Origin of the sequence: Crenalkalicoccus roseus (assembly GCF_004761865.1) — a bacterium.
GTDB classification, from domain to species: Bacteria; Pseudomonadota; Alphaproteobacteria; order Acetobacterales; family Acetobacteraceae; genus Crenalkalicoccus; species Crenalkalicoccus roseus.
The window spans coordinates 1-25,550 of sequence record NZ_SJDM01000036.1 but is presented as its reverse complement, the minus strand read 5'-3'; the positions used below and the strand labels follow the sequence as shown (position 1 = coordinate 25,550).

The window sequence follows — 25,550 nt, the reverse complement described above, 5'->3', positions numbered from 1 at the left end:
TCACCACGGGCGGGCGCGCCGCGGCGCGCCCGGAGAAGGGGGCCGGCGGGCGGCGGTCAGTCGGCGCGGGCCGCGCGGTCTATGAAGAGGGCGCCGCCGGTGACGACCCGCGACCCCGGCGCGAGGCCCTCGGTCACCTCGACCATCCCCTCCGCGCGGCGGCCGAGCCGCACGCGGCGCATCTCGAAGCGGTTGCCGTCGAGCGCGACCCAGACGCTCGCCTCCTCGCCGCGGTGGATCACCGCGCTCGCCGGCAGGGCGACGCTGCTGCCCTCCTCGCCGACCAGGATGCGGAAGGTGGCGAACATCTCGGGCTTCAGCAGGCCCTCGGGATCCTGCACCTCCGCCCGCACGGGCAGGCGCCGCGTCGCGGGATCGAGCGCGGCGCCGACGGTGGCGATCCGCGCCTCGAAGCGCCGGCCGGGCAGCGCCTCCACCCGCACCTCCACCGGCTGGCCGGGGCGGATCGCCGGCGCGTCCCGCTCGCGCACCGCCGCGACCAGCCACATCGTCGAGAGGTCGGCGATGGTGAGCACGGGCTCCGCCGCGCCGGCGGCCAGCCACTGGCCGGGGCCGACGCGGCGCTGCACCACCGTGCCGGCGATCGGCGCCGCCACCGTCGCCACCGCCTCCACCCGCCGCGTCCGCTCGATGCGCGCGATCTCCTCCGGCGTCCGGCCGAGCACCCGCAGGCGGTCGCGCGCGGCGGCAAGGGAGGCCTCGGCCACCCGCAGATCCGCCGCCGCGTTCGCCGCCTCGGCCTCCGCCTGCTCCAGGTCGCGGCGGGCGGCCGCCCGGGCCTGCACCAGCTCGCGCTGCCGCGCCTCGTTCCGCCGCGCGAGGTCGAGCGTGGTGCGCGCCTTCGCCGCGCCGTCCAGCGCCGCGAGCAGGTCGTTGGCCGCCTGCACGAGATCGGTGGTCTCGATCTCGAGCAGCGGCTGGCCGGCCTCGACCTGGTCGCCGAGCCGGACGAGGACGCGCAGCACGCGCCCGGTGTAGGGCGGGAAGACGGGGGTGGCGCGGTCCTCGTTGTAGGAGATGCGGCCCTCCGCCACGTGCTCGGTGCGGAAGTCGCGCAGCGTCGCCGGCTCCACCCTGAGGGCGCGCATCTCCGCCTCGGCGAGGCGGAAGCCGGGCCCGGCCTCGCCGCGCGCGGACAGCGCGGCGCCGCCATCCGGCGGCGCGTGCCCGGCGGCGCGGCCGGCCTCCCCGAGCCCTTCGAGCAGCACCGCCCCTGCCACCCCCGCCGCGAGCGCCAGCGCCGCCGCGCCCCAGAGCAGGCGGCGCCGGCGGGGGCGCGGCGGAGCGGCCTCGCCGGCCGGGGTCATGGCGGGGTCGGGCATGTCTTTCGTCCCCGCCGAGGGCGGCTGCATCATGGTCATGGGGCAATCCCAGGGGGCGCCGCGCCGAGTCGCGCCGCGCCGCTCGGCCCCCTCATGCCCGCCCCAGCTTTCAGCGCGCTTACGGATCCGCCGCGGGCAGGATCAGGGCGAACACCGCCCCGCCCCCCTCATTGTCGCGGATGGTGACCGAGCCGCCATGCCTGGCGGCGATCTCGGCGACCAGGGAGAGGCCGATGCCGCTGCCCCGCCGGCCTCCGCGGTCGGCGCGCCAGAACCGCTCGAAGACCAGCGCCCGCTGCGCCTCCGGCACGCCGGGGCCGCGATCGGCCACCTCCACGGTGGCGGGCGGGAGGAGGCGCAGCTCCACCGCCGTGCCGGCCGGCGCGTGGTCCAGCGCGTTCTCGACCAGGTTGCGCACCGCGCGCCCGAGCTCCTCCCCGTCGCCGCGGACCCACAGCGGTTCCTCCCCGCCGAGCAGCGCGATCCGCCGCCCCGCGCGCCCGGCGGCGGGCGCCAGCCGCTCCGCGACCGCGCGGCAGACGGCGGCGAGGTCGGTCCTCGCCTCGGGCGGCGGCGGCGGCGCCTCGGCGGCCTCCAGCAGCCGGTCCACCAGCCGCGCCAGCGCCTGCAGGTCGCGGCGCAGCTCCGCCGCTTCCGCCTGGTTGGAGAGCAGGTCCACCTCTCCCATCAGGATCGCCAGCGGGGTGCGGAGCTCATGCGCCACGTCCTGGCTGAACCGGCGCTGCCGGAGGAGCGCCTCCTCCAGCCGGTCGAGGGCGCCGTTCACCGCCTGGATCAGCGGCAGCACCTCCTCGGGCATGCCGGCCGTGCCGATGCGCCGCGCGCTGCCGGGGGTGATCGCCGCCGCCTCCGCCGCCGCGTGGCGCAGCGGCGCCAGCAGCGCGCGGGCGAGGCCGGCATTGGCCAGCAGCATCAGCACCGCGGCGCCGCCGAACAGCTCGACGATGGACCAGAAGGCGGCGCTCGGCACCTCGTCGAGCACCACGAAGGCGCTGGTCATGTCCTGGCCGACCTGCAGCACGACCGGCCCCTCGGGCGTCTCCACGCGGCGCGACAGCCCCCAGAAGCGGGTGCCCGGAGCCACGACGCGGAAGGTCACGTCCCCCCTCGCCGGGGCGAGGTCGGGCCGCCTCAGCCGCGGATGGATCCGGGCCGAGGCGTCGAGCACCTCGCCTTGCGCGTCGAGCACCATGTAGCTGACGGTGCCCCCCATGAAGTCGAGCCGCGCCGCGAGCGGGGCCGGCAGCGGCGCGTCGAGGGCGCGCACGCCGCCCGCCTGCAGCCGCTGGGTCAGCGGGTCGGCCACGGCGCGCAGGGACATCTCGTGCACGGAACGCACGGCCTCGTGGATGCGCCGGTTGAGCCCCCAGATGCCGAGCGCCGCCGCGGCCACGGCGATGAGGACGAAGGCGAAGGTCAGTCGGCCGAGCAGCGACCGGGGGGCGAGGCGCATGGTCCCGTCTCGTGATCCGGGGGCCGTCGGAGGCGGGCACCGGCCTCGGGCCCTGTTCGGGATGCGCGGATGAAATGCACGTGGAATTTTCTTCATGCGCCGCGGCGCCCCGGCCAACCCGCCGGGCAGCGCATACATGGGGCAAGGAAACAGTCACCATCGGGACCGCAGCCTGCCGTGATGGCCATGTCCGATCCCTGGGCCGGACCCGCCCTCCGCCCCGCCCCGCCGGAGTCGCCGGATGCGCGTGCTGCTGGTTGAGGACAACCGGCGCCTCGCCGAGCTTCTGACGACGGGGCTGCGGCGCGCCGGCTGGACCGTGGACGTGGTGGACAGCCTGGACGCCGCCCTCGCCGCCTGCCGGGGCATCCGCTTCGACGCCGTGCTGCTCGACCGCGGCCTGCCGGACGGCGATGGGCTCGCCCTTCTCGGGGCGCTGCGAGCCGGCCCGGAGGCGCCGGCGATCCTGGTGATGACGGCGCGCGGCACGGTGCCCGACCGGGTGGAGGGCCTGAACCGGGGCGCGGACGACTACATCGTCAAGCCGGTCGCCATGGAGGAGCTCGTCGCCCGGCTCAACGCCGCGATACGGCGCAGCGGGGCGCTGCGGCCGGCGCCGGTCAGGTGCGGCGGCCTCGCCTACGATCCCGTCTCGCGCGCCATCACCGCCGGCGGGCGGCCCTTCGACCCGCCGCGGCGCGAGCGGATGCTGCTCGAGGCCCTGCTGAACGCCGCGCCGCGCCCGGTGGCCAAGGAATACCTCGAGGAGCGGCTCGACAGCTTCGACCGGGCGATCGGCCGCAACGCCGTCGAGGTCTATGTGCACCGGCTGCGCAGGCGCCTTGCCGAGAGCGGGGTGGGGGCCACGATCGAGACGGTGCGGGGGCTTGGCTACCGCCTGGCCGCCGAGGCGCCGGCGCCGGGCGGGCAGGGGCGGCCATCCGGAGCCGGGGGATGATGGGCCGGGCCGGCGGGCGGCGCGCCCGGCCGGCCCGGCAGAGGGATCAGGCGACCTCGAACAGCCCCGCCGCTCCCTGGCCGCCGCCGACGCACATGGTCACCACCACGTACCTCGCGCCGCGGCGCCTGCCCTCCAGCAGCGCGTGGCCGACCATGCGCGCGCCGCTCATCCCGTAGGGATGGCCGATGGAGATGGCGCCGCCATTCACGTTCAGCCGGTCGTTCGGGATGCCGAGCCTGTCGCGGCAGTAGAGCACCTGGCAGGCGAAGGCCTCGTTCAGCTCCCAGAGGCCGATGTCCTCCACCCCGAGCCCGTGCTGCTGCAGCAGCTTCGGCACGGCGAAGACCGGGCCGATGCCCATCTCGGCCGGGTCGGTGCCCGCCACCGCGATGCCGCGGTAGATGCCGAGCGGCTGCAGCCCGCGCCGCGACGCCTCCTTCTCCTCCATCACCACGCAGGCCGAGGCGCCGTCCGAGAGCTGGGAGGCGTTGCCGGCGGTGATGAAGCGGCCCTGCTTCACCCGCTGCCCGTCCTTGAACACCGGCTGCAGGGCGGCGAGGCCGTCGAGCGTCGTCTCGGGCCGGTTGCCCTCGTCCTTCGCCAGCCGCACCTCCTTGCGCACCACCTCGCCGGTGGCCTTGTCCTGCATCACCATGACCGAGTCCATGGGCACGATCTCGGCGTCGAAGCGGCCTTCCCGCTGCGCCTGCGCCGTGCGCTGCTGCGACTGCAGCGCGTACTCGTCCTGCGCCTCGCGGCTGATGCCGTAGCGGTCGGCGACGATCTCGGCGGTCTCCAGCATGGTCATGTAGATCTGCGGCACCCGCTCCTCGAGCCAGGGGTCGCGGGCGCGGTGGCGGTTCATCTTGTCGTTCTGGACCAGCGAGATGGATTCCAGGCCGCCGCCGACCGCCACGCGCATCCCGTCCGCGATCACCTGCTTGGCGGCGATGGCGATCGCCATCAGGCCGGAGGAGCACTGCCGGTCCACGCTCATGCCCGGCACCGTCTCCGGCAGGCCGGCGCGCAGCGCGCACTGCCGCGCGAAGTTGGAGCCCTGGCTGCCCTGCTGCAGCGCGGCGCCCATGATCACGTCCTCGACCTCCGCCGGGTCGAGGCCCGCGCGCTGGACCGCGGCGGCGATCACGTGGCCGCCGAGGGCCTGCGCCTGGGTGTCGTTGAAGGCGCCGCGATAGGCGCGCCCGATCGGGGTGCGGGCGGTGGAGACGATGACGGCGCTGCGCATGGTGCCTCTCCCTGTGTCCTGGCGAAACCCGTTTGCGTCCCCGGCTCAACCGGTGCCGAGGATCTTCCACACCCCGTCCGCGGCGACCGCGGTGCGGCCGCCGATGGTGAGCACGCCGCGGACGAAGACCACGCTGCGGGTCACCCGCAGCACCTCCGCCCGGCCCTCGACGAAGTCGCCGAGGCGGGCGGGGGCGATGAAGTGGGTGTTGAGCTGCACCGTGGTGCAGGGGCGGCGGCCGGCCGCCTCCCACACCGTGATGCCGAGCACGTCGTCGGCGAAGCTCATCAGCATGCCGCCGTGCACCACGCCGCCGTCGTTGCGGTGGCGCGCCTCGGCGAGGAAGCCGTAGGCCCAGCGCCCTTCCTCGCGCCTGGCCCAGAACGGGCCGATCAGGGCGGGGTAGCCTTCCGCGCGCATCGGCTTCCAGCCGGCGGCGCGGGGATCGAAGGGGGCGGGGGTGTCGTCGGGCATGGCCCCACCCTAATAGCCCCTGCCGGGCCCGATGCCCAAGGCCGGGGCTGCGGCCTCAGGCGGCGTCGCCGGGGCGGCCGGGCGCGCCGTTCGCCGCCGGCGGCTCGTCGAGCGGCCAGAGGTCGCGGATCTGCTGCGGCAGCGCCTCCCGCACCTTCACCACCTGGCCGCGGTCCACGTGGCGGGAGAGGGCGCGCAGCACGGCGCGGGTGGCGTCGCGCGTGTTGACCGGGCGGCTGCCGGCCAGCTTCTCGGCGACGCGCGCGAGGAACTCGTCGGGGTCGCGGATCCGCTCTGGCTCGCGGGTGACGTGCCACTGCTCGTAATAGGTGCCGCGCACCAGGAGCGGAAGCTGCGCGCCGAGATGCACCGCGAGCTCGAGCGGCACCCGGTCGCGCAGGGTGCGCAGCACGGCGGAGAGGACGTGCCAGGCGCGCTGCCGGTCGGGCCCGATCTCCGCCATGATCTCGTCGAGCCAGGTGTGGGTGATGTGCAGCGTCCTGTCGAACACCTCGAGGCCGGTGGATGCCATGGGGACCTCCTTGCTCCTCAGCCGGGGAGGCGCCGCTGCGGGACGCCGCCGCCCGGCAGGGAGACGAACGCCGCCCCGCACGCGGCGGTTCGTGGGCCGGGCCGAACGGCCGGTGGGCTCCGGCCGCGGGGGCGGTCAGGGCGCGGCGGGCACCCCGACCACGCCGGCGATGATCCGCCGGATCGCCCCGAAGGAGAAGTGCTCCCGGGCATGGTCGAGGCCGGCGCGGCTCGCCGCCTCCCAGGCGGCGTCGTCCCGCATCAGCGCCACGACGCGGGCGGCGAACTCGGCCGGCTCCTCGGCGGTGCAGGCCTCGCCGAAGGCGCCGAAGCCCTCGAAGGCGATGCGCGTGCCGATGCAGGGCACGCCGTAGGCCAGGCTCTGCCCGACCTTGCCCTTCAGGCCGGCGCCGTAGCGCAGCGGCGCCACGGTCAGGCGCAGCGCGTCGAAGGCGGTCGCCACGTCCTCGACGAAGCCGACCGGCCGCACCCCCGGCACGCGGGAGAGGTCGCGCAGCTCCTGCGGCATGTGGCTGCCGTAGATGAGGAACTCCGCCTCCGGCAGCGCCTCGCGGATCAGCGGCCAGATGTCGGAGACGAACCACAGCACCGCGTCGATGTTCGGCGGGTGGCGGTAGCCGCCGAGGAAGCCGATGCCGCGGCGCTGCGCCGCCGGCAGCGGGCCGGGGCGGCCCTCGATCGCCCAGGGCAGGACGGTGACGCCCTCCACGCCCTCGCGGCGCAGCATCTCCGCCTCGACGTCGGAATGCACGATCACCCGGTCGGCGGCGCGGATGGCGCCGAGCTCCTGGTTGCGCACCGCGGCGATCTCCGCCTCGGTCAGCGCGCCCGCGGCGCCCACCTCGCGCTCGCGCTCGAGACGGAGGAAGTGCAGATCGGCGACGTTGTAGACGATGCGCGCCCTGGGCGCGAGCGCCCGGCAGGTGGCCAGGTAGCGCGAGGCGACGTCGAAGCGGTGCAGGTAGACGACGTCGAACTCGTTCGCGCGCTTGCGCAGCACCTCCTCCACCGACCAGAAGTAGGGGTGGTGCAGGAACTCGATGCCGAGGTCCTGCAGGTCGGAGGAGATGGCGCCGAGATGCGTCATGTTGTCCGACGGCACGAAGGTGACCTTGGCGCCGAGGGCCTGCAGCGCGCGCATGTGGGTCAGCGCGGCGTTGGAGCCGGCGTCCTCGCGCGGCGTCGGCGTGGTGGCGTCCACGAACAGCACGCGGAAGCGGGCGTTGCGGTCCTTCTCCTTCTCCGGCTCCACCCCGTTCAGCGCGTGGTTCGCCAGCACGTGCTTCCAGCGCTGGAAGAACTTGCGGCCGTTGACCACCTGGTAGCGCTTCATGCCCTGGGTCAGGTCGGTGCCGGAGCTGACGCCCTCGAAATGCGTCACCACCGAGCGCGGCTGGTACACGGTGCGGTAGCCGGCGGCGCGGACCTTGAAGGCGAGGTCGGTGTCCTCGTAGTAGCCGGGCGCGAGCTCGGGGTCGAAGCCGCCGAGCTCGTGGAACAGCGCCCGCGGGATCATCAGCGCGGCGCCGGAGACGTAGTCGGTGTCGCGCAGGTAGTTGAAGCGCGGGTCCTGCGGATCCTGGCCGCGGCCGTAGTTCCAGCCGTCGCCCATGCGCCAGATGATGCCGCCCGCCTCCTGCAGCTTGCCGTCGCCGAACAGCAGCTTGGAGCCCGCGATGCCGATGTTCTCGTGCAGGCGGAACACGTCCACCAGCGCGTCCAGCGCCTCGTCGTGCAGCTTGGTGTCGTTGTTGAGGAAGAACAGGTACTGCCCGCGCGCCGCCGCGGCGCCGCGGTTGCAGCCGAGGACGAAGCCGAGGTTGCGCTCGTTGCGCAGCACCACGGCGCCGGGCAGCAGCATCGGCGCGAGCAGCGTCTCGTCGCTCGACTGGTCGTCCACGATGATGACCTCGAACGGGACGGCGCAGCGCGTCTCGATCAGCGACTTGACGCAGTTGTAGGTGAACTCGAACTTGTTGTAGACCGGAACGACGACGGAGACGAGCGGCGCCTCGAACTGCGGCAGCTTCAGGATCGGGTAGCGGCCGAGCACGCCCTCCACCACGCGGTCGAAGGCCAGGCCCTCGGGCAGCGGCGGCTCGCCGGCGGCGCGGCGGGCCGCGGCCATGCCCTCGAGCAGCCCGCGCATCTCCAGGTAGGTGCGCGTCGTCGCCGTCATCAGCACCGGCAGGTAGAGCTGCATCCAGCGCAGCCGCTCCTGCGCGTCGCCGATGCCGGCGAGGAAGTGCGGCAGGTTGCCGAGCAGCGCGTCGCGCAGCGCGGCGAAGCGCTCGTCGGCGGCGGTGACGGAGACGGCGGCCAGCTCCTCGCCCGATTCCTCGTCCACCAGCCTGAGGTCGAGCACCTCGCGGTCCGCGAGGTGCGGCGGGATGGTGATGGAGAAGCCATGCTCGCCGTTGCCGATCCCGGCCTCGCGCAGGTCGGGGCGCAGCGCGCTGGCGTGGAAGCTGACCAGGTGGTCGGGGCCGTTGTAGAGGCTGAGCCGGACATGGCGCTCCGGCGCCTGCGGATCGAAGGCCCAGCCGGCGATGCGCCGGCCGTTCGCCTCGTCGATCGTCAGGACCGGGCGCCTGCCGGCGCGCGGCCGGCTCGGCGGCTGATGGTGCAGCGTGGCGGTATCAGGCACCGGTCGCGACCCCTCCTGGCGGCGGTCAGGTGGCGCTGCGCAGGCAGACGGAGAACACGCCGACCGAGAGCGCCCGCTCGTCCGAGTTGCGTCCGGCGAGCTTCGGGATCTCGACCATGCCGGGCAGCAGGGAGAGGCGGAGCTGGCGGGTGGTCACCACCTCGCGCGGCAGGTGGAAGGTGAGGGTGGTGCGCTGGCGCAGCAGCCGCGCGCCCATGAACTGGCCGTTGGCGAAGAGGGTGAGCCGCTGCGGCGAGGGGGCGCTGAGCTCCACCGGGAAGCAGTCGATCTCGAACAGGATGTCGGCGAGCGCCGGGGGCATCTCCAGCAGGAGGTCGGCCGAGGCGTCCTCGATCCAGACGAAGCCGCCCGGATCGGTGGCCGACCAGCCGCTGTGGAAGGCCGGGGCCTGCTTGCCGGTGGGGTTGGGAAAAATGCCGACGCCCAATTTGATCATCTACGCGCCCTCTGCTCATCTCGGGTGGCAATGCGGCCGGGACATGCCGCCCCGCGGCGCGACCCGGCGGCGCGGCAGCGGCGCTGCCGCGACGGGGGCGCTGGTCGCGCGGCCGCCGGCTCGGGCGGGTGGTCCCCGCCGGGGACGGGCGCGCGATGCGACGCGGGGTTGATGGCCGGCGTTCCTGCTCGCCCAGGAGTTACACCAGCACGGGAGGCGTCGCAAGGATATACAATCCTAGGTGGAGAATTGGCGTCGCGCCCCGCGAGCGGGCCTCGCGCACGCGCCCTTGTGCGGCCCGGCACGGACGGGCATCGTTCCCCGTCTTGCTCCCGTCCGCGGCCGGGCCTACTCGCTGGCGGGGCGGCGCCGGGCAGAGGAGCAGCGGTCGGTCATGGAGGCAGCATCGTCGGACCTTGCGGCGCGGGCCGTCCCCCTCGAGCGGGACGTGTTCCTGCGCCGGCTGCTGCGCGAGCTCGCCGGCACGCTGCAGGAGGTGGTCGGCCTGGAAGAGGCCTCGGGCTATGTCAGCGTCGTCGGTGCCGCCATGGGCGAGCACATCAACGGCGCCTACCGCCAGGCGCTGCAGGTCGAGCGGCTGTCGCGCGAGCAGGTCGCCGCCGTGCTGGTGGACCTCAAGCGGCGCATCCAGGGCGACTTCTTCGTGATCGAAGAGACGGAGGACCGCATCGTCCTCGGCAACCGCGCCTGCCCCTTCGGGGAGTTCGTGCGCGGCCGGCCTTCGCTCTGCATGATGACCTCCAACGTCTTCGGCGCCATCACGGCCGAGAATCTGGGCTATGCCGGCGTGGCGCTGGAGCGGACCATCGCCGAGGGTTACCCGGAATGCCGGGTGGTGGTGCATCTGCGCCCGGCCGAGCACGCGCATCCCGCCCTCCGCGAATACTTCCGCCGCGATGAACCCGCCTGACCCGCCGGCCACGGTTGTGCTGGAGGTGCTGCGGGAGCCCTGCCTGATGCTCGGGGCGGGGGGGCGCATCGCCTTCGCCAACCGGGCGGCGGAGGCCCGATTCGGGCCGGGGCTCAGGGCGTCGGCGCTGGAGGGGCTCTGCCCCGCGCCGGAGGAGGCGGCGCGCCTGCGCGCATGGCTGCGCCGCGCCTCCGGCTCGCGCGCGCCGCTGCCGGGCGCGGTGACGCTGCGCGACGCGGCCGGGCAGCCGGTCCGGTTCCGCGGCGAGGCCTGCCTGCTGGTCCCGCCCGCGGAGGGGAGGCCGGGGCGGCTGCTGCTGCGGCTGGCGGAGACGGGGGATGAGCGCTTCTCCGCCCTGGCGCGGCAGGTGCGGGAGCTGAACGAGGAGGTGCGTCACCGCCGCCGCGTCCAGGCACTGCTGGAGGAGGCGGTGCGGGAGCGCGACCTGCTGCTGCGCGAGCTGCACCACCGGGTGAAGAACAACATCCACATGCTGGCCGGGATGCTCGCCGCCGCCCGCCGCGAGGCGGCGAGCCCGGAGGCGGCGGCGGTGCTGGCGGAGGCGCAGCGGCGCCTCGCCGCCGTCGGGGCGGTGCACCAGATGCTCTACCTGGAAGGCAGCCTGCACAGCGTGCGGGGCGAGGAGATCGTCGGCCGGCTCGGCGCCATGGTCATGGAATCGGCCGGCGCCCGCGAGCGCCTGCACGTCGCGGCGGCGCCGGTGGAGATCCCCAACGACGCCGCCGTGCCGCTTGCACTCATCCTCAACGAATTGCTGGCAAACGCGCTGAAGCACGGCGTGCGGCCGGATGGCTCGCCCGGGCTGGTGCGGGTGGCGCTGGACCGGACCGAGGACGGCGCCATCGAGCTTGCGGTGGAGGATGAGGGGCCGGGCTTCGAGCCCGAGGCCGGCGCGCTCCGCCGCGCCTCCGGCCTCGGCCTGGTGCGCGGGCTGGCGCGCCAGCTCGGCGCCGCCTTCGCCATCGGGCGCGGCGAGGCCGGCGGCGCGCGCTGCGTGCTGCGCTTCCGCGACCGCCGCGGCGAGGCGGCAGGAACCGGAGAGGAGAGGCGGCTGGCATGATCGCTTCCGTCCCATCTGCCCGCGGCGCGGCAGGCGCCGCCCTCGCGCCGCACCGCTCCTCGGCCGGCCTCCGGCCGGGGCTGGTCCGCGCCAGGGAAGGGAGCGGCGGCGTCGAGTCGCTGGCCACCGGCGCGCGCGTGCTGATCGTCGAGGACGAGTATTTCGTCGCGCTCGACGCCGAGGATGCGCTGACCGACGCCGGCTTCCGGGTGGTCGGCGTGGCCGCCACGGCGGAGGACGCGCTGGCGCTGGCGCGGGCGGAGCGGCCGGACCTCGTGCTGATGGACATCCGGCTCGGCGGCAGCCGCGACGGCATCGAGGCGGCGGCCGAGATCCGGCGCGAACTCGGCATCCCGAGCCTGTTCGCCACCGCCCATGCCGATGCCGCCACTCGTCTTCGCGGCGAGGCCGCGGCCTCGCCGCTCGGCTGGCTGTCCAAGCCCTATACCCAGGCCGAGGTGGTCGCGGCGGTGCGGCTGGCGCTCGCGGAGGCGCGGCGCCGTGGGCCTTCCGGCCGTGGGTAGGCCGCCCGGTCGCCGCCGGTGCGGCGAAGCCGCTCCGGGGGCGTGAACCGGTCGGCTCTGGGAGCCCGCCCGGTCGCCGCCGGCGCGGCGAAGCCGCTCCGGGGGCGTGAACCGGTCGGCTCTGGGAGCCCGCCCGGTCGCCGCCGGCGCGGCGGAGCCGCTCGGGGGAGGCGTGAACCGGCCGGGGGCGGGGATGAGGACGCTGCTGATCGTGTACCACTCGATGACCGGCGGCACCCGGCAGATGGCCGAGGCGGCGCTGCGCGGCGCCGCCGCCGAGCCTGGCCTGCGCGCCCGCCTGCTGCGCGCCCCCGAGGCCGGGCCGGAGGACCTGCTCGGCGCCGCGGGCTACATCTTCGCCACGCCCGAGAACCTCGCCGCCATGGCGGGGCTGATGAAGGACTTCTTCGACCGCACCTACTACCCGGCGCTCGACCGCATCGCCGGCCGCCCCTACGCGGTGCTGGTCTGCGCCGGCAGCGACGGGCGCGGCGCCGTGCGCCAGATCGAGCGCATCGCCACCGGCTGGCGGCTCCGCGCCGTGGCCGAGCCGCTGATCGTCCTCACCCATGCTCAGACGCCGGAGGCGATCCTGGCGCCGAAGACGATCCGGCCCGAGGACCTTGCCCGCTGCGAGGAGGTCGGCGCGGCGCTCGCCGCCGGGCTGGCGATGGGTATCTTCTGAGGGTACGCGCCGGCAGGCGGTGAACGGCGCCCTCATCGGCGCGTTCGCCCGCGCAAGGACCCGGCGGCACGGAAGGAGGCGACATGGGCGATCCCGCAACCGAAAGCGCGAGCGGCGGCGATCCGGGCCTGCCGGCCTTGCCGCCACTTGGCCGTGAGGCCGAGCGGGATTTCCTGCCGATCCGCGATTACGGGCTGATCGGGGACTGCCACGGCGCGGCGCTGGTCGGGCGCGACGGCTCGGTGGACTGGTGCTGCTTCGACCGTTTCGACGCCCCGCCCTCCTTCGCCCGCCTGCTCGACCGCCGCCGCGGCGGCTTCCTGCTGCTGCGCCCGGCCGGGGCGGTGCGCGGCGTGCGGCGCCGCTACTGCGAGGGCACGGCGGTGCTGGAGACGGCGTTCGAGACCGCGGAGGGGCGCGTCACCGTCACCGACCTGATGCCGATCGGGATGCAGGAAGGCGGGGTGGCGGGGCCGGCCGGCTGGGTGATCCGCCTCGCCGAGGGGAAGGAGGGCGCGGTGAGGATGCGCATCGCCCATCGCCCGATCCGCGGCTTCGACCCGGACGGCGCGCCGGCGCTGCGGCTGGAGCGGGAGGGGCGCGCGGCCCTGGCCGAGGGCTGCCCGACCCTGCATGCCGAGATGCCCCTCGCCCTGCACGGCCCCGCGGAAGAGGGAACGGCGGCGGCGGAGTTCACGCTGCGCGCGGGCGAGCGGCGGGCCTTCGTGCTGGCCCCGGCCGATGCCGCAGTGGAGGATCCGGCGCAGGCCGCGCGCTCCCTCGCCGAGGCGACGCACGCCTACTGGCGCGGCTGGGTGGAGCGCATTCCCTACAAGGGGCCCTACCGGGCCGCCGTGCTGCGCAGCGCGCTGGTGCTCAAGCTGCTGATCTACCACCCGACCGGGGCGATGGTGGCCGCCCCCACCACCTCCCTGCCCGAGGAGATCGGCGGCTGCCGCAACTGGGACTACCGGTACTGCTGGCCGCGCGACGCCTCCTTCGCGCTCTATGCGCTGCAGAAGCTCGGCCTGCTCGAGGAGACGGAGAGCTTCTTCCGCTTCCTCACCTGCGCCGCCGAGGACACGCTGCCGCGCATCCCGCCCCTGTTCGCCGTGGACGCGGGCACCGACATCAAGGAAAGGATCGTCGAGGAGGCGGAGGGCTACATGGGCAGCCGCCCGGTGCGCTTCGGCAACGAGGCCGCCGAGCAGCACCAGCTCGACGTCTATGGCCAGCTCCTCGACCTGATCCATTTCCATGTCCGCGCCTGCGACGGCGATCATGCGGAGCTGCGCGCCCTCGCCACCGCGCTCGCCGACCATGTCGCCGCACACTGGCGGGAGCCGGACCACGGCATCTGGGAGCCCCGCCTGCCGCCCCGGCGGCATGTGCACAGCGCCATCATGGCCTGGGCCGCGCTCGACCGGGCGCGCGACCTGCTCGGCCCGCGCGAGACGTGGAGCGAGGCGGAGCGCGCGCTGCTGCAGGACATCCGCACCCAGGGCATCCATCCCCAGGGCGGCTATCTGCGCCAGGTGATGGAGGAGGGGTGCGACGCCACGGACGCGGCGGTGCTGGTGGCGCCGATGGTCAACCTGCCGATCGAGGAGGCGACGCTCGCCCGCACCGTGGATGCGGTGATCGAGCAGCTCGGCGAGGGGCCGCTGGTCTGGCGCTACCGCACCGAGGACGGGCTGCCGGGGAAGGAGGGCAGCTTCCTCGTCTGCGCCTTCTGGCTGGTGGACGCCCTGCTCGCCCTCGGCCGCGAGAAGGAGGCGCGCGAGCGCTTCGAGGCGCTGCTCGCCCGCGCCAACGACCTCGGCCTCTATCCGGAGGAGATGGCGGCGGACGGCACCTTCCTCGGCAATTTCCCGCAGGCCTTCACCCATCTCGGCCTGGTGCAGTCGGCGCTGCTGCTGCAGCTCTACGCCAATGGCGGGAAGGAGGCGGTGCGCGGCACCCATGCCGACCGTGGCCGGCGCATGGCCGGCAACCGCAGCGAGGGGCACCGGAACGGGGGCTGAGCGACGATCGCGCCGCGGGTATTTGGTTGCATGGCCGTGCAGAGGATACTACTGAAGGTAGAAAATCCTCCAGCGCCTCCTGCCCGGAAGCCGGGCCAGCACGGGACGAGCCCATGCATGACACTCCGGGGCGTCTTCGCCCTCTCGCGGCGCCGGACCGCCCGGCTCTACCGGCCGACGGCCGAGGCCGGCGGGCGCTGTGACCGAGGCCGAGTCCTTCGCCGGCTTCAGCATCCGCACCGATGCGACGGGCCACGGGCTGGCCGTCTTCCACCTGGCGGTGCCTGAGTGGCGCCTCGACACCGGGGAGGACGGCACGCCGGCGATGCGGGAGATCCGCGAGAGCGTCTTCGACGAGGCCAGCCTCGCGCTGCGCGTCGCGCGGCTGGAGGCGCAGGGCCTCGACGCCTCGCTGTCGAGGGCGGCGCTGGCGGCCCTGCGCGCCGCCGCCGCCCGGCCCGGAGACGGGGCCGACCTGCCGGAGGCGGCGCTCGCCCCGGTGCTCGCCGCCGCCCTCGGCGCGGTCAGCGACGCGGTGCTGGTGGCGACCGCGCGGCTCATCCCGCCCGGCCCGCGCATCGTCTATGCCAACGCCGCCTGCGCGGCGCTGACCGGCCACGCGCCAGACGCGCTGCGGGGGCGGGAGCTGGCGGCGCTGCTCGGCCCCCGCGGCGCCGCGGTGGCGGAGCGGGTGGCGCGCACCGGCCGGGCGGTCGAGCGCGGCGCGCTGCTGCCCGGCCGCGCCGGGGCGCCGCGGCGGGTCGCGCAGCGGATCCTGCCGCTGCGCGACCCGGCGACGGGCGGGATCGCCCATCTGGCGGTGCTGCTGCGCGCCCCGGCCCTTCCCGCCGCCGGTCGGGACGGGGTGGAGGCCGCGGCGGATGCCGATGCCCTCACCGGCCTGCCCGGCCGCCGCACCCTGGCGCTGGCGGCGGAGGAGGCGCTCTGCCGCGCCGCCGCGCGGGAGGGCGGGCGGGACCGCGGCCATGGCCTTCTCGTCCTGTGGTTCGGCGGTGCCGGCTGGCCGGAGGGGGTCGGCGATGCGGCGCTGCTCGGCGCGGCGGACCGCCTGGTGGAGAGCCTGCGCCGCGGCGACCTGGTGTGCCGGACGGGGCAGGCGGAGTGCAGCGTCTTCCTGCCCGGACTGGGGCGGGCGGAGGTGGAGCGGGTCGCCCTTCGCCTGCAGCGCGCCTTCGCCGCCGCGCCGGTGGAGACCCCGGCCGGGCCGGTGACGCTGCTGCCGCGCTGCGGCATCGCCATGGCCCCGCCGGCGGACCATCCGGGGGGCGCGGCGGCGCGGGCGGCGGCGCTGCTGGCGGCGGCGGAGGCGCTGCGGCCCCTTCCGGAGCGGGCGCCGGGCTGACCGCGCGAAACGTCATGGAAGTGTCATGGCGGCGGCCGACATTTCCATTATACTGAAAATATGGAAACCGATCGCGCCGCCTTCGCCTTCGCCGCGCTCGGCCAGCCGACGCGGCTCGACCTGCTGCGCGCCCTGCTCGCCGCCGGACCGAGCGGCATGGCGGCGGGGGAGATCGCGGGCCGGCTCGGCGTGCCGGCCTCGACCCTCTCCTTCCATCTGCGCGCCCTGGAGCAGGCGGGGCTGGTCGCCGCCACGCGCCAGGGGCGCAGCCTGATCTACGCCGCGCAGGTCGCGCGCCTGCGCGCGCTCCTCGCCTTCCTGGCCGAGGCCTGCTGCGGCGGCGAGCCGGCCCGCTGCGGCGACCTGCACCGGCTGCTCGACCCCGCCGTGGAGACCGCGATGCCGCCCGCCAGCTTCAACGTGCTGTTCCTCTGCACCCGCAACGCCGCCCGCTCGATCATGGCCGAGGCGATCCTGAACCGCCTTGCCCCGGCGCGCTTCCGCGCCTTCTCGGCCGGCTCCGCGCCCTCGCCCGAGGGGCCGCTGCCCGAGGTGCTTGCCCAGTTGAAGGCGCTCGGCCACGAGGTCTCCGGCCTGCGCTCGAAATCCTGGGAGGAGTTCTGCGGCCCGGACGCGCCGCGCATGGATTTCGTCATCGCCCTCTGCGACACGCTGGCGGGGCAGGCCTGCCCGGATTTCGGCGCGACCACGCTCACCGCCGCCTGGCCGCTGCCCGATCCGGCGAAATTCGCCGGCGCCGCGGCGGAGCGCGCGACGCTGCTCAACGAGCTCTACGCCGGGCTGCGCCGGCGGCTCGAGGTCTTCGTCAGCCTGCCCTTCGGCGCGCTGGACCGCCTGGCCCTGAAGGCGCGGCTGGACGAGCTCGCCGATCCGCACGCGATGGCGCGCTGAGGAATGAGGGAGGACCGGGAGATGCGCGTCGGCATCAATGGCATGGGCCGCATCGGGCGCCTCGCGCTGCGTGCCGCCCTCGGCGCGGCGGAGCGGCCGGAGGAGGATCCGCGCCGGGGCAACCGCCTCGAGGTGGTGCACCTCAACGAGATCAGGGGCGGCGCCGCGGCCTGCGCGCACCTGCTGGAGTTCGACAGCGTGCAGGGCCGCTGGCGCGCGCCGATCGCGGCCGAGGGGGAGGGCGCCATCCGCATCGGCGACCGGCGCCTCACCTTCTCCGAGCATCCGCACCCGGCCGAGATCCCCTGGGGCGAGCTCGGCGTGGAGGTGGTGCTGGAATGCACCGGCAAGTTCCTCTCGCCCGAGGCGCTGGAGGGGCATCTGAGGCGCGGCGCGCGGCGGGTGATCGTGGCGGCGCCGGTGAAGGACCCCTCGGTGCTGAACGTGGTGGTCGGCGTGAACCACCGCCTCTACGACCCGGCGCGGCATCCCATCGTCACCGCCGCTTCCTGCACCACCAACTGCCTCGCGCCCGTGGTGAAGGTGGTGCACGAGGCGATCGGCATCCGCCACGGCCAGATCACCACCATCCACGACCCGACCAACACCAACGTCGTCGTGGACGCGCCGCACAAGGACCTGCGGCGCGCCCGCTCCGCCATGCTCTCGCTCTCGCCCACCACCACGGGCAGCGCCACGGCGATCGCGCTCATCTACCCGGAGCTGAAGGGCAGGCTGAACGGCCACGCCGTGCGCGCCCCGGTGCTGAACGCCTCCCTCACCGACTGCGTGTTCGAGCTTCGGCGCGAGACCACCGCCGAGGAGGCGAACGCGCTGTTCCGCGCGGCGGCGGCCGGCGATCTCGCCGGCATCCTCGGCTTCGAGGCGCGGCCGCTGGTGTCGGCCGACTATGCGCGCGACACCCGCAGCGCCGTCGTGGACGGCCTCTCCACCATGGTCACCGACGGCACGCTGCTGAAGGTCTATGCGTGGTACGACAACGAGATGGGCTATGCCTGCCGCATGGTGGACCTGGCCTGCCACATGGGGAGCGTCGGGATCTGAGCCGATGAGCAGCAGCGCCGCCCTGCCCGCCGCCGGCACGCGCGACTACGCCATCGTCACCGCCGCCTACTGGGGCTTCACCCTGACCGACGGCGCGCTGCGGATGCTGGTGCTGCTGCATTTCCACCGCCTCGGCTACTCCCCCTTCGCCCTCGCCTTCCTGTTCCTGCTCTACGAGGCGGCGGGGGTGGGGGCGAACCTCGTCGGCGGCTGGCTCGCCACGCGCTTCGGCATCGCGCGCATGCTGGCGGTCGGGCTGGCGACGCAGATCGCGGGCTTCCTGATGCTCTCCGCCGTCTCCCCGGCATGGACGGCGGCGCTCTCCGTCGCCTGGGTGGTGGCGGCGCAGGGGGTCTGCGGCGTGGCCAAGGACCTGACCAAGACGGCCAGCAAGTCCGCGATCAAGCTGACGGCCGGGCAGGCCTCGGGGCGGCTGTTCCGCTGGGTGGCCTGGTTCACCGGCAGCAAGAACGCGATGAAGGGCGCGGGCTTCTTCCTGGGCGGGCTGCTGCTGGAGACGCTCGGCTTCCGCGGCGCGCTCTGGGCCATGGCGGGGGCGCTGGCGCTGGTGCTCGCCGGCGTGCTCGCCTCCCTGCCGCCGCTGATGGGCAAGGCGAAGGCGTCGCGCTCGGCGCGGGAGCTGTTCGCGAAGAGCCGCGGCGTGAACCTGCTCGCCCTGGCGCGGGTGTTCCTGTTCGGCGCGCGCGACGTGTGGTTCGTGGTCGGGCTGCCGGTGTTCCTCTACGCCTCGGGCTGGAGCTTCACCATGGTGGGCGGCTTCCTCGCCCTCTGGACCATCGGCTACGGCGCGGTGCAGGCGGCCGCGCCCGCGCTGGTGCGGCGCAGCCCGGACGGGCTGGCGGCGGAGGTGCCGGCGGCGCGGCTGTGGTCGCTGCTGCTGCTGCTGGTCACGGCGGCGCTCGCGCTCGCCGCCGGCATGGAGGGGCTGCGCGCCGACCTCGTCGTGGTGGCCGGGCTTGCGGCCTTCGGCGTGGCCTTCGCGGTGAACTCCTCCGTCCACTCCTACCTGGTGCTCGCCTATGCGGGGTCGGAGAAGGCGGCGGAGGATGTGGGCTTCTACTACGCCGCCAACGCCGCCGGCCGCTTCATCGGCACGCTGCTCTCGGGCCTGCTCTACCAGTGGGGCGGCCTTCCGGCCTGCCTCTGGGGATCCGCCGCCATGCTCGCCGCCTGCTGGGCGGCGAGCCTCGCCCTGCCCGCGGCGCGCCCCGCCTCCGCCCGGTAGGGCGGGCGGTTGACCGCCCCCGCCCCGCGCGCCACGAAGCGCCATGCGCGAGGAGCCGACAGGATCGCCGCCCTGGCCGGCGCGGGGCCGCCCCGCCGTGGTGGTGACCGGCGCCTCCTCCGGCATCGGGGCGGAGCTGGCGCGGATCGCGGCGCGGGAGGGCAGGGAACTCGTGCTCGTCGCCCGCTCGGCCGGGCCGCTGCGCGCCCTGGCGGCGGAGATCGCCGCGGCGGGCGGGCCGGCGGCGCATCCGCTGCCGCTCGACCTCGCCGCGCCGGAGGCGGCGGCGGCGCTGGGCGAGGCGCTGGCCGGGCGCGGCCTCGCCTGCTCGGTGCTGGTCAACAACGCCGGCTGCGGGCTCATCGGCCCGGCCGCCGCGCTCGATGCCGGGCGCCAGCTCGGCATCCTCGACCTCAACCTGCGCGCCGCCGCCGCCCTCGCCCTCGCCGCCCTGCCGGCGATGCTGGAGCGGCGGGAGGGCGGCATCCTGAACGTCGCCTCGGTCGCCGGCTTCCTGCCCGGGCCGGGGATGGCGATGTACTACGCGAGCAAGGCCGGGCTGCGCTCCCTCTCCGAGGCGCTGTGGGCGGAGACGCGGGGCACGGGCGTCACCGTCACCTGCCTCTGCCCGGGGCCGGTGGACACGCCCTTCATGGAGCGCGCCGGCTCGCGCAGCGCCGCGCTGTTCCGCCACATGCCCAAGGCCTCGGCGCGCGCGGTGGCGGAGCGCGGCTGGCGCGGCTTCCGCCGCGGCCGGCGCCTGGTGCTGCCCGACGCGATGGCCTGGGTCGCGGCGCTCGGCGCGCCGCTCGTGCCGCGGGCGCTGCTGCTGCCCGCCCTCCGGCGGCTGCAGCGGCCTTGACCCGGGGCGGCGGGCGGCGCACCTGCGGGGCATGAGCCGCCCGCCCCAGGACCCGCCCCCCGCCCCTCCGAAGGGCCGCCGGACGGCGGAGCGCGAGGCGCGCCTCGCCGCGGCGCTGCGCGCCAATCTGCGCCGCCGCAAGGCGCAGTCCCGCGCCCGCGCCGGCGCCGCGCCGCCCGCGAAACGGCCCGGCGAGGGGGAGGGGTAGGGCCGCCTCCGCCCCTTCGTGGCCGCGGCAAGGGAAGGGCTCCGCGCCTCGGACCGGTTCGCGGAGCGGCGCCCGCGCCCGGCGGGCCCGTTGCCGCCGCCCCCGGCCTGGGCTAGACCGGCGGCCCGCTTCGGGGCGCGCCGCTGAGTCGCCGCCGGGGCGTGCCCGCCCCGCCGAAGGCCGACACCGCCCATGACCATCATGCCCGACCGCTGGATCCGCCGGATGGCGGCCGACCATGGCATGATCGAGCCCTTCGTCGAGGCGCAGCGGCGGGAGGGGACGATCTCCTACGGCCTCTCCTCCTACGGCTACGACGCCCGCGTCGCCGACGAGTTCAAGGTGTTCACCAACGTGGACAACGCGGTGGTCGACCCCAAGAACTTCTCCGAGAAGGGCTTCGTCACCCGCCGCGGCGCGGTGTGCATCGTCCCGCCCAACTCCTTCGTCCTCGCGCACACGGTCGAGTATTTCCGCATCCCGCGCGACGTGCTGGTGATCTGCCTCGGCAAGTCCACCTATGCCCGCTGCGGCCTGATCGTGAACGTCACGCCGCTGGAGCCGGAATGGGAAGGGCAGGTGACGATCGAGATCAGCAACACCACCCCCCTGCCCGCCAAGGTGTACGCGAACGAGGGGATCTGCCAGTTCCTGTTCCTCAAGGGCGAGGCGCCGCCCGAGGTGAGCTACGCCGACCGCGCCGGCAAGTACATGCGCCAGCGCGGCGTCGCGCTGCCGCGGCTCTGAGGGAGGGGGCGCGGGCGCATGGACCGCATCCGCATCCGCGGCGGGCGGCCGCTCGAGGGCGAGATCCCGATCGGCGGCGCCAAGAACGCCGCCCTGCCGCTGATGGCCGCGGGGCTGCTCACCGACGGGCCGCTGGTGCTGCGCAACCTGCCCGATCTCGCCGACATCGCCACCATGCGCCGCCTGCTGGAGCTGCTCGGGCTGCGGGCGGAGCACGACCGCGCGGCGCGGACCATGACCCTCTCCGGCGCGGCGACGCATCTCGAGGCGCCCTACGACCTGGTGCGGCGGATGCGCGCCTCCGTCCTCGTGCTCGGCCCGCTGCTGGCGCGGCACGGCCGGGCGCGCGTCTCCCTGCCGGGCGGCTGCGCCATCGGCACCCGGCCGGTGGACCTGCACCTCAAGGGCCTCGAGCTGATGGGGGCGGAGATCACCCTCGACGGCGGCTACATCGAGGCGCGCGCGCCGCGCGGCGGGCGGGGGCGGCTCCGCGGCGCGCGCATCCTCTTCCCCCAGGTCTCGGTCGGCGCCACCGAGAACCTGCTGATGGCCGCAACCCTCGCCGAGGGACGCACCGAGCTGGTCAACGCCGCGCGCGAGCCGGAGATCGGCGACCTCGCCCGCTGCCTCGCCGCCATGGGCGCGCGGATCGAGGGCATCGGCACCGGGCGCCTGGTCGTCGAGGGGGTGGAGAGCCTGGCCGGGGCGACGCACGAGATCCTGCCCGACCGGATCGAGGCCGGCACCTACGCCTGCGCCGCCGCCATCACCGGCGGCGCCGTGCTGCTGCGCGGCGCGCAGGCCGAGCACCTCGGCGCGGTGGTGAAGACGCTGCAGGAGGCGGGCGTCGTGGTCGAGGAGACAGCCGAGGGCCTCCGCGTCTCCCGCCGCAACGGGCTTGCCGGCGTGGACGTGATGACCGAGCCCTTCCCCGGCTTCGCCACCGACATGCAGGCGCAGTTCATGGCGCTGATGGCGGTGGCGGAGGGGGCGGCGATGGTGACCGAGACCATCTTCGAGAACCGCTTCATGCACGTGCCGGAGCTGAACCGGATGGGGGCGCGCATCAACGTGCACGGCGCCTCCGCCATCGTGCGCGGCGTGCCGCGCCTGTCCGGGGCGCCGGTGATGGCGACCGACCTGCGCGCCTCCGTCTCCCTGGTGCTGGCCGGCCTCGCGGCGCAGGGGGAGACGGTGGTGAACCGGGTCTATCACCTCGACCGCGGCTACGAGCGGGTGGAGGCGAAGCTCGCCGCCGTCGGCGCCGACATCGAACGGTTGCCGGGCTGACACGGAAATGGGCTTTTCCCGGCGCGAGGACAGGTGCTAGTCCGCTCCATGGACCTGCCGATCCCCAATGCCCCCGCGGCGCCGCCGGCGGAGGCCGGCACCCTGATCCTCGCCGTTCCCAAGGGCCGCATCCTGTCCGAGCTCGGCCCGGTCCTGGCCGGCGCCGGCATCGTCCCCGCCCCCGACTGCATGGACGAGGACAGCCGCCGCCTGCGCTTCGAGACCAACCATCCCGGCCTCGACATGGTGCGGGTGCGGCCCTTCGACGTCGCCACCTTCGTCGCCCATGGCGCGGCGCAGATCGGCGTCTGCGGCGCCGACGTGCTGATGGAGTTCGACTACGACCAGATCTACGCCCCGCTCGACCTCGGCATCGCCCGCTGCCGGGTGAGCGTGGCCGAGCCGGCGGCGCTGGCCGGGACGGACGACCCGAGCCGCTGGTCGCGCGTCACGGTGGCGACGAAGTACCCCAACATCACCCGCCGCCACTTCGCCGCCCGTGGCGTGCAGGCGGAGATCGTCTCCCTCTCCGGCGCCATGGAGCTCGCCCCCGCCCTCGGCCTGTCGCGGCTGATCGTGGACCTGGTCGCCACCGGCTCCACCCTGAAGGCGAACGGGCTGGTGGAGCGGGAGGTGATCGCGCACGTCACCTCCCGCCTCATCGTCAACCGCACCGCGCTGAAGACGCGGCCGGAGCAGATCGGCGCCTGGATCGCCCGCTTCCGCGCGGCGCTGGCCTCCCTGCCCGGAGGCGGGCGGGGCGCCGGCGCATGATCCGGCTGGACACGCGCGACCCCGGCTTCGCGGCAGGCTTCGCCGCCCTGCTCGACAGCGCGCGGGAGACGACGGCGCGGGTGGACCAGGCGGTGGCCGCCATCATCGCCGATGTGCGCGCCCGCGGCGATGCGGCGCTGCTCGAACACACCGCCCGCCTCGACGGCCACGCCCCCGCCGATGCCGCCTCGCTGCGCGTGACCGAGGCGGAGGTGGAGGCGGCGCTGGCCGCCACCCCGCCGGAGCTCGTCCGCGCGCTCGACCTCGCCGCCGAGCGGATCGAGCGCTTCCACGCCGCGCAGATGCCGCGCGACCTCGCGCTGCCCGACCCGGCGGGGCTGACGCTCGGCATGCGCTGGACGCCGCTCGACGCGGTCGGGATCTACGTGCCGGGGGGCAAGGCCGCCTACCCCTCCTCGGTGCTGATGAACGCGATCCCGGCGCGGGTCGCGGGCGTGGCGCGCATCGCCATGTGCGTCCCCGCGCCGGGCGGGGCGCTGAACCCGCTGGTGCTCGCCGCCGCGCGCCGCGCCGGGGTGGGGGAGATCTACCGCATCGGCGGCGCCCAGGCGGTGGCGGCGCTGGCCTGGGGCACGGCGCTGATAGCGCCCGTGGACCGCATCGTCGGCCCCGGCAACGCCTATGTGGCGGAGGCGAAGCGCCAGGTCTTCGGCCGCGTCGGCATCGATGCCATCGCCGGCCCCTCGGAGGTGGTGGTGCTGGCCGACGCCGCGAACGACCCGCGCCACGTGGCGCTCGACCTGCTGGCCCAGGCCGAGCACGACGAGGCGGCGCAGTCCATCCTGATCACCGACGATCCCGGCTTCGCCGAGGCCGTCGCCGCGGCGGTGGAGGCCGAGCTCCGCACCCTGCCGCGCGCCGCCATCGCCGGGGAGAGCTGGCGGCGCCACGGCGCCATCATCCTGGTGCGGGACTGGGCGGAGGCCGCGGCGCTCGCCGACCGCCTGGCGCCCGAGCACCTGCAGCTCATGCTGCCCGACCCGGCGGCGCTGTTCGCGCGCATCCGCCATGCCGGGGCCGCCTTCCTCGGCCGCTGGTGCCCGGAGGCGCTCGGCGACTACGTGGCGGGCCCGAACCACGTGCTGCCGACCGGGCGCACCGCCCGCTTCGCCTCCGGCCTCTCGGTGTTCGACTTCCTGAAGCGCACCACCTGGGTGGAGGCCTCGGCCGAGGGGCTCGCCGCGATCGGCCCGGCGGCGGTGACGCTGGCCGGGGCGGAGGGGCTCGACGCCCATGCCCGCAGCGTCGCGGCGCGCCTTCCGGACGCGAACGCATGAGGGCGCGGCCGCGCGCGTCCTTGACCCGCTGGGGGGCGGGGATCATCTTCCCGCCATCACGTCAATCCCTTGGGCGCGCCCTGGGATCACGCCCGAACCCTGCGCCCGGCGCGGGCCCGGCGTGACCGCCGCGCGCCGCGCAGGACGCAAGGATCCCTATGTCGAAGGAAGACATGATCGAGTTCAGCGGCACCGTGGTGGAGCTGCTGCCGAACGCGATGTTCCGCGTGAAGCTCGACAACGACCACATGGTGCTCGCCCACACCAGCGGGAAGATGCGCAAGAACCGCATCCGCGTGCTGGCCGGCGACCGCGTCAACGTCGAGATGACGCCCTATGACCTGACCAAGGGCCGCATCACCTTCCGCTTCAAGTGACGCGCGCCCGCCCGAGCGCATGACCGCCTCCCGGCCGCCGCTCGTGCTGGCCTCGGCCAGCCCGCGCCGGCTCGAGCTTCTCGCGCGCATCGGCGTGGTTCCCGATCGCGTCCTTCCCACCGACACCGACGAGACGCCCCGCAAGGGAGAGCTGCCCCGCGACCTGGCCGCCCGCCTGGCGGCCGAGAAGGCCGAGGCCGCCGCCGCCGCCGCGCCCGGGGCGCTGGTGCTCGCCGCCGATACGGTGGTGGGCGTGGGCCGCCGCATCCTGCCCAAGGCGGAGACGGAGGAGGAGGCGCGGCGCTGCCTCGCCCTGCTCTCCGGCCGGCGGCACCGGGTGAGCACGGGCGTGGTGCTGCGCACCCCGGACGGCCACCACCGCGCGCGGCTGGTGGAGACCATCCTCGCCTTCCAGCGCCTGACCCCGGCGCAGATCGAGGCCTACATCGGCAGCGGCGAATGGCGCGGCAAGGCGGGGGGCTACGCCATCCAGGGGCGGGCCGAGGCCTTCGTGCGCTTCCTCTCCGGCTCCTGGTCCAACGTCGTCGGCCTGCCGCTGTTCGAGACCGCCCAGCTCCTGCGCGGCGCCGGCTGGCTCCGGCCGTGATCCGCATCCTGGCCGGCGCCTCCCCCGGCGAGCTGCGCGTGGCGCTGCTGCGCGGCGACATGCTGCTGGAATACTGGGTGGAGCGCCCCGCGCGCCCGGACGGGGTGGGCGACCTGCACCGCGCCCGCGTCACCGCCCTCGCCCCGGCGCTGGCCGGCGCCTTCGTCGCGCTCGCCGGCGGCGAGACCGGCTTCCTCCCGGAGACGGAGGCGAGCCGGGAGCGGCTGCCGCTCGCCCGCGCGGTGCAGGAAGGGATGATCCTGCCGGTGCGGGTGACCCGCGCCGCCCAGGGCGGCAAGGGGCCGCGCGTCACCGCCCGGCTGGCCGCTGCGGAGGCGGCGCTGGCCGCCGCCGCGCCCCCCGGCGCGCCGCGGCTGCTGGCGCGCGGCCCCTCGGCGGCGC

Annotated in this window: 25 protein-coding genes and 1 pseudogene; 19 read left to right on the top strand and 7 right to left on the bottom strand. The window is 75.4% G+C overall.

The genetic code is table 11. The features are described from left to right. Positions 1-56 precede the first annotated feature (56 nt). Positions 57-1,382 carry an efflux RND transporter periplasmic adaptor subunit gene (locus ET526_RS16735; RefSeq protein WP_135469149.1) on the bottom strand — a complete coding sequence of 442 codons (1,326 nt, stop codon included), beginning with the start codon at positions 1,380-1,382 and terminating at the stop codon, positions 57-59. A 79-nt stretch (positions 1,383-1,461) separates the two neighbouring features. Next, positions 1,462-2,817, bottom strand: a complete 1,356-nt coding sequence (locus ET526_RS16730) for a sensor histidine kinase (RefSeq protein WP_158295619.1) — start codon at positions 2,815-2,817, stop codon at positions 1,462-1,464. Positions 2,818-3,058: 241 nt separating this feature from the next. On the opposite strand from ET526_RS16730, the gene ET526_RS16725 reads away from it, so the two are divergent. Further along, the gene (locus ET526_RS16725; RefSeq protein ID WP_135469143.1) at positions 3,059-3,775 is read left to right on the top strand and encodes a response regulator transcription factor; all 717 of its coding nucleotides are present in this window, start codon (positions 3,059-3,061) and stop codon (positions 3,773-3,775) included. Between the two features lie 46 nt (positions 3,776-3,821). On the opposite strand, the gene ET526_RS16720 is transcribed toward ET526_RS16725, so the two are convergent. The 5 genes from ET526_RS16720 to ET526_RS16700 all read right to left on the bottom strand — a co-directional run bounded on the left by ET526_RS16720 (position 3,822) and on the right by ET526_RS16700 (position 9,154). Then, positions 3,822-5,024 (bottom strand): acetyl-CoA C-acyltransferase, encoded by a 1,203-nt coding sequence (locus ET526_RS16720; protein WP_135469141.1) that lies wholly within the window; start codon positions 5,022-5,024, stop codon positions 3,822-3,824. Positions 5,025-5,069: 45 nt separating this feature from the next. Continuing rightward, on the bottom strand, positions 5,070-5,498 hold the full coding sequence (locus ET526_RS16715) for a PaaI family thioesterase (RefSeq protein ID WP_135469139.1): 429 nt from the start codon (positions 5,496-5,498) through the stop codon (positions 5,070-5,072). 55 nt (positions 5,499-5,553) lie between these two features. Continuing rightward, entirely contained in the window at positions 5,554-6,030 is a 477-nt protein-coding gene (locus ET526_RS16710; protein ID WP_135469137.1) for a DUF2267 domain-containing protein, read from the bottom strand. A gap of 135 nt (positions 6,031-6,165) precedes the next feature. Continuing rightward, positions 6,166-8,697, bottom strand: coding sequence for a glycosyltransferase (locus ET526_RS16705; RefSeq protein WP_135469135.1), 2,532 nt, complete (start codon positions 8,695-8,697; stop codon positions 6,166-6,168). Positions 8,698-8,722: 25 nt separating this feature from the next. Then, positions 8,723-9,154 carry a hypothetical protein gene (locus tag ET526_RS16700; RefSeq protein WP_135469132.1) on the bottom strand — a complete coding sequence of 144 codons (432 nt, stop codon included), beginning with the start codon at positions 9,152-9,154 and terminating at the stop codon, positions 8,723-8,725. Between the two features lie 394 nt (positions 9,155-9,548). Between ET526_RS16700 and ET526_RS16695 the strand changes: the two genes are divergently transcribed. From ET526_RS16695 to ET526_RS16615, 18 genes and pseudogenes are all read left to right on the top strand, one after another. Continuing rightward, on the top strand, positions 9,549-10,085 hold the full coding sequence (locus ET526_RS16695) for a methanogen output domain 1-containing protein (protein WP_135469130.1): 537 nt from the start codon (positions 9,549-9,551) through the stop codon (positions 10,083-10,085). Beyond that, on the top strand, positions 10,072-11,166 hold the full coding sequence (locus ET526_RS16690; RefSeq protein ID WP_135469127.1) for a sensor histidine kinase: 1,095 nt from the start codon (positions 10,072-10,074) through the stop codon (positions 11,164-11,166). Before ET526_RS16695 ends, ET526_RS16690 begins: the two co-directional genes overlap by 14 nt. Then, positions 11,163-11,690, top strand: a complete 528-nt coding sequence (locus ET526_RS16685) for a response regulator (RefSeq protein ID WP_135469125.1) — start codon at positions 11,163-11,165, stop codon at positions 11,688-11,690. The genes ET526_RS16690 and ET526_RS16685 overlap by 4 nt, the downstream gene beginning before the upstream one ends. A gap of 193 nt (positions 11,691-11,883) precedes the next feature. Next, positions 11,884-12,375 (top strand): flavodoxin family protein, encoded by a 492-nt coding sequence (locus ET526_RS16680; RefSeq protein WP_135469123.1) that lies wholly within the window; start codon positions 11,884-11,886, stop codon positions 12,373-12,375. A gap of 83 nt (positions 12,376-12,458) precedes the next feature. Then, positions 12,459-14,399: a glycoside hydrolase family 15 protein gene (locus ET526_RS16675; protein WP_135469121.1), complete on the top strand. Its 1,941-nt coding sequence runs from the start codon at positions 12,459-12,461 to the stop codon at positions 14,397-14,399. 199 nt (positions 14,400-14,598) lie between these two features. Then, a complete protein-coding gene (locus ET526_RS16670) occupies positions 14,599-15,762 on the top strand; it encodes a GGDEF domain-containing protein (protein WP_135469119.1) in 1,164 nt (387 codons plus the stop codon). 60 nt (positions 15,763-15,822) lie between these two features. Next, positions 15,823-16,674 (top strand): metalloregulator ArsR/SmtB family transcription factor, encoded by an 852-nt coding sequence (locus tag ET526_RS16665; protein ID WP_135469117.1) that lies wholly within the window; start codon positions 15,823-15,825, stop codon positions 16,672-16,674. 21 nt (positions 16,675-16,695) lie between these two features. Further along, positions 16,696-17,739, top strand: coding sequence for an ArsJ-associated glyceraldehyde-3-phosphate dehydrogenase (locus tag ET526_RS16660; RefSeq protein ID WP_135469115.1), 1,044 nt, complete (start codon positions 16,696-16,698; stop codon positions 17,737-17,739). Positions 17,740-17,743: 4 nt separating this feature from the next. Continuing rightward, entirely contained in the window at positions 17,744-18,985 is a 1,242-nt protein-coding gene (arsJ, locus tag ET526_RS16655; protein WP_192898711.1) for an organoarsenical effux MFS transporter ArsJ, read from the top strand. Positions 18,986-19,028: 43 nt separating this feature from the next. Beyond that, positions 19,029-19,847: an SDR family NAD(P)-dependent oxidoreductase gene (locus ET526_RS16650; protein WP_135469111.1), complete on the top strand. Its 819-nt coding sequence runs from the start codon at positions 19,029-19,031 to the stop codon at positions 19,845-19,847. Positions 19,848-19,878: 31 nt separating this feature from the next. After that, the gene (locus ET526_RS21550; protein ID WP_192898710.1) at positions 19,879-20,055 is read left to right on the top strand and encodes a hypothetical protein; all 177 of its coding nucleotides are present in this window, start codon (positions 19,879-19,881) and stop codon (positions 20,053-20,055) included. Between the two features lie 192 nt (positions 20,056-20,247). Continuing rightward, positions 20,248-20,802: a dCTP deaminase gene (dcd, locus tag ET526_RS16645; RefSeq protein WP_135469109.1), complete on the top strand. Its 555-nt coding sequence runs from the start codon at positions 20,248-20,250 to the stop codon at positions 20,800-20,802. Positions 20,803-20,820: 18 nt separating this feature from the next. After that, complete coding sequence (murA, locus tag ET526_RS16640; protein WP_135469107.1) at positions 20,821-22,092, top strand: UDP-N-acetylglucosamine 1-carboxyvinyltransferase; 1,272 nt, start codon at positions 20,821-20,823, stop codon at positions 22,090-22,092. A 48-nt stretch (positions 22,093-22,140) separates the two neighbouring features. Further along, positions 22,141-22,866: an ATP phosphoribosyltransferase gene (hisG, locus tag ET526_RS16635; RefSeq protein ID WP_135469105.1), complete on the top strand. Its 726-nt coding sequence runs from the start codon at positions 22,141-22,143 to the stop codon at positions 22,864-22,866. Further along, on the top strand, positions 22,863-24,164 hold the full coding sequence (gene hisD / locus ET526_RS16630; RefSeq protein ID WP_135469103.1) for a histidinol dehydrogenase: 1,302 nt from the start codon (positions 22,863-22,865) through the stop codon (positions 24,162-24,164). Before hisG ends, hisD begins: the two co-directional genes overlap by 4 nt. Positions 24,165-24,322: 158 nt before the next feature. Further along, entirely contained in the window at positions 24,323-24,541 is a 219-nt protein-coding gene (infA, locus tag ET526_RS16625) for a translation initiation factor IF-1 (protein WP_092956859.1), read from the top strand. 19 nt (positions 24,542-24,560) lie between these two features. After that, complete coding sequence (locus ET526_RS16620) at positions 24,561-25,148, top strand: Maf family nucleotide pyrophosphatase (protein ID WP_135469101.1); 588 nt, start codon at positions 24,561-24,563, stop codon at positions 25,146-25,148. Then, positions 25,145-25,550, top strand: a pseudogene (locus tag ET526_RS16615) (hypothetical protein); the annotation flags it as partial. The gene ET526_RS16620 and the pseudogene ET526_RS16615, both read left to right, overlap by 4 nt.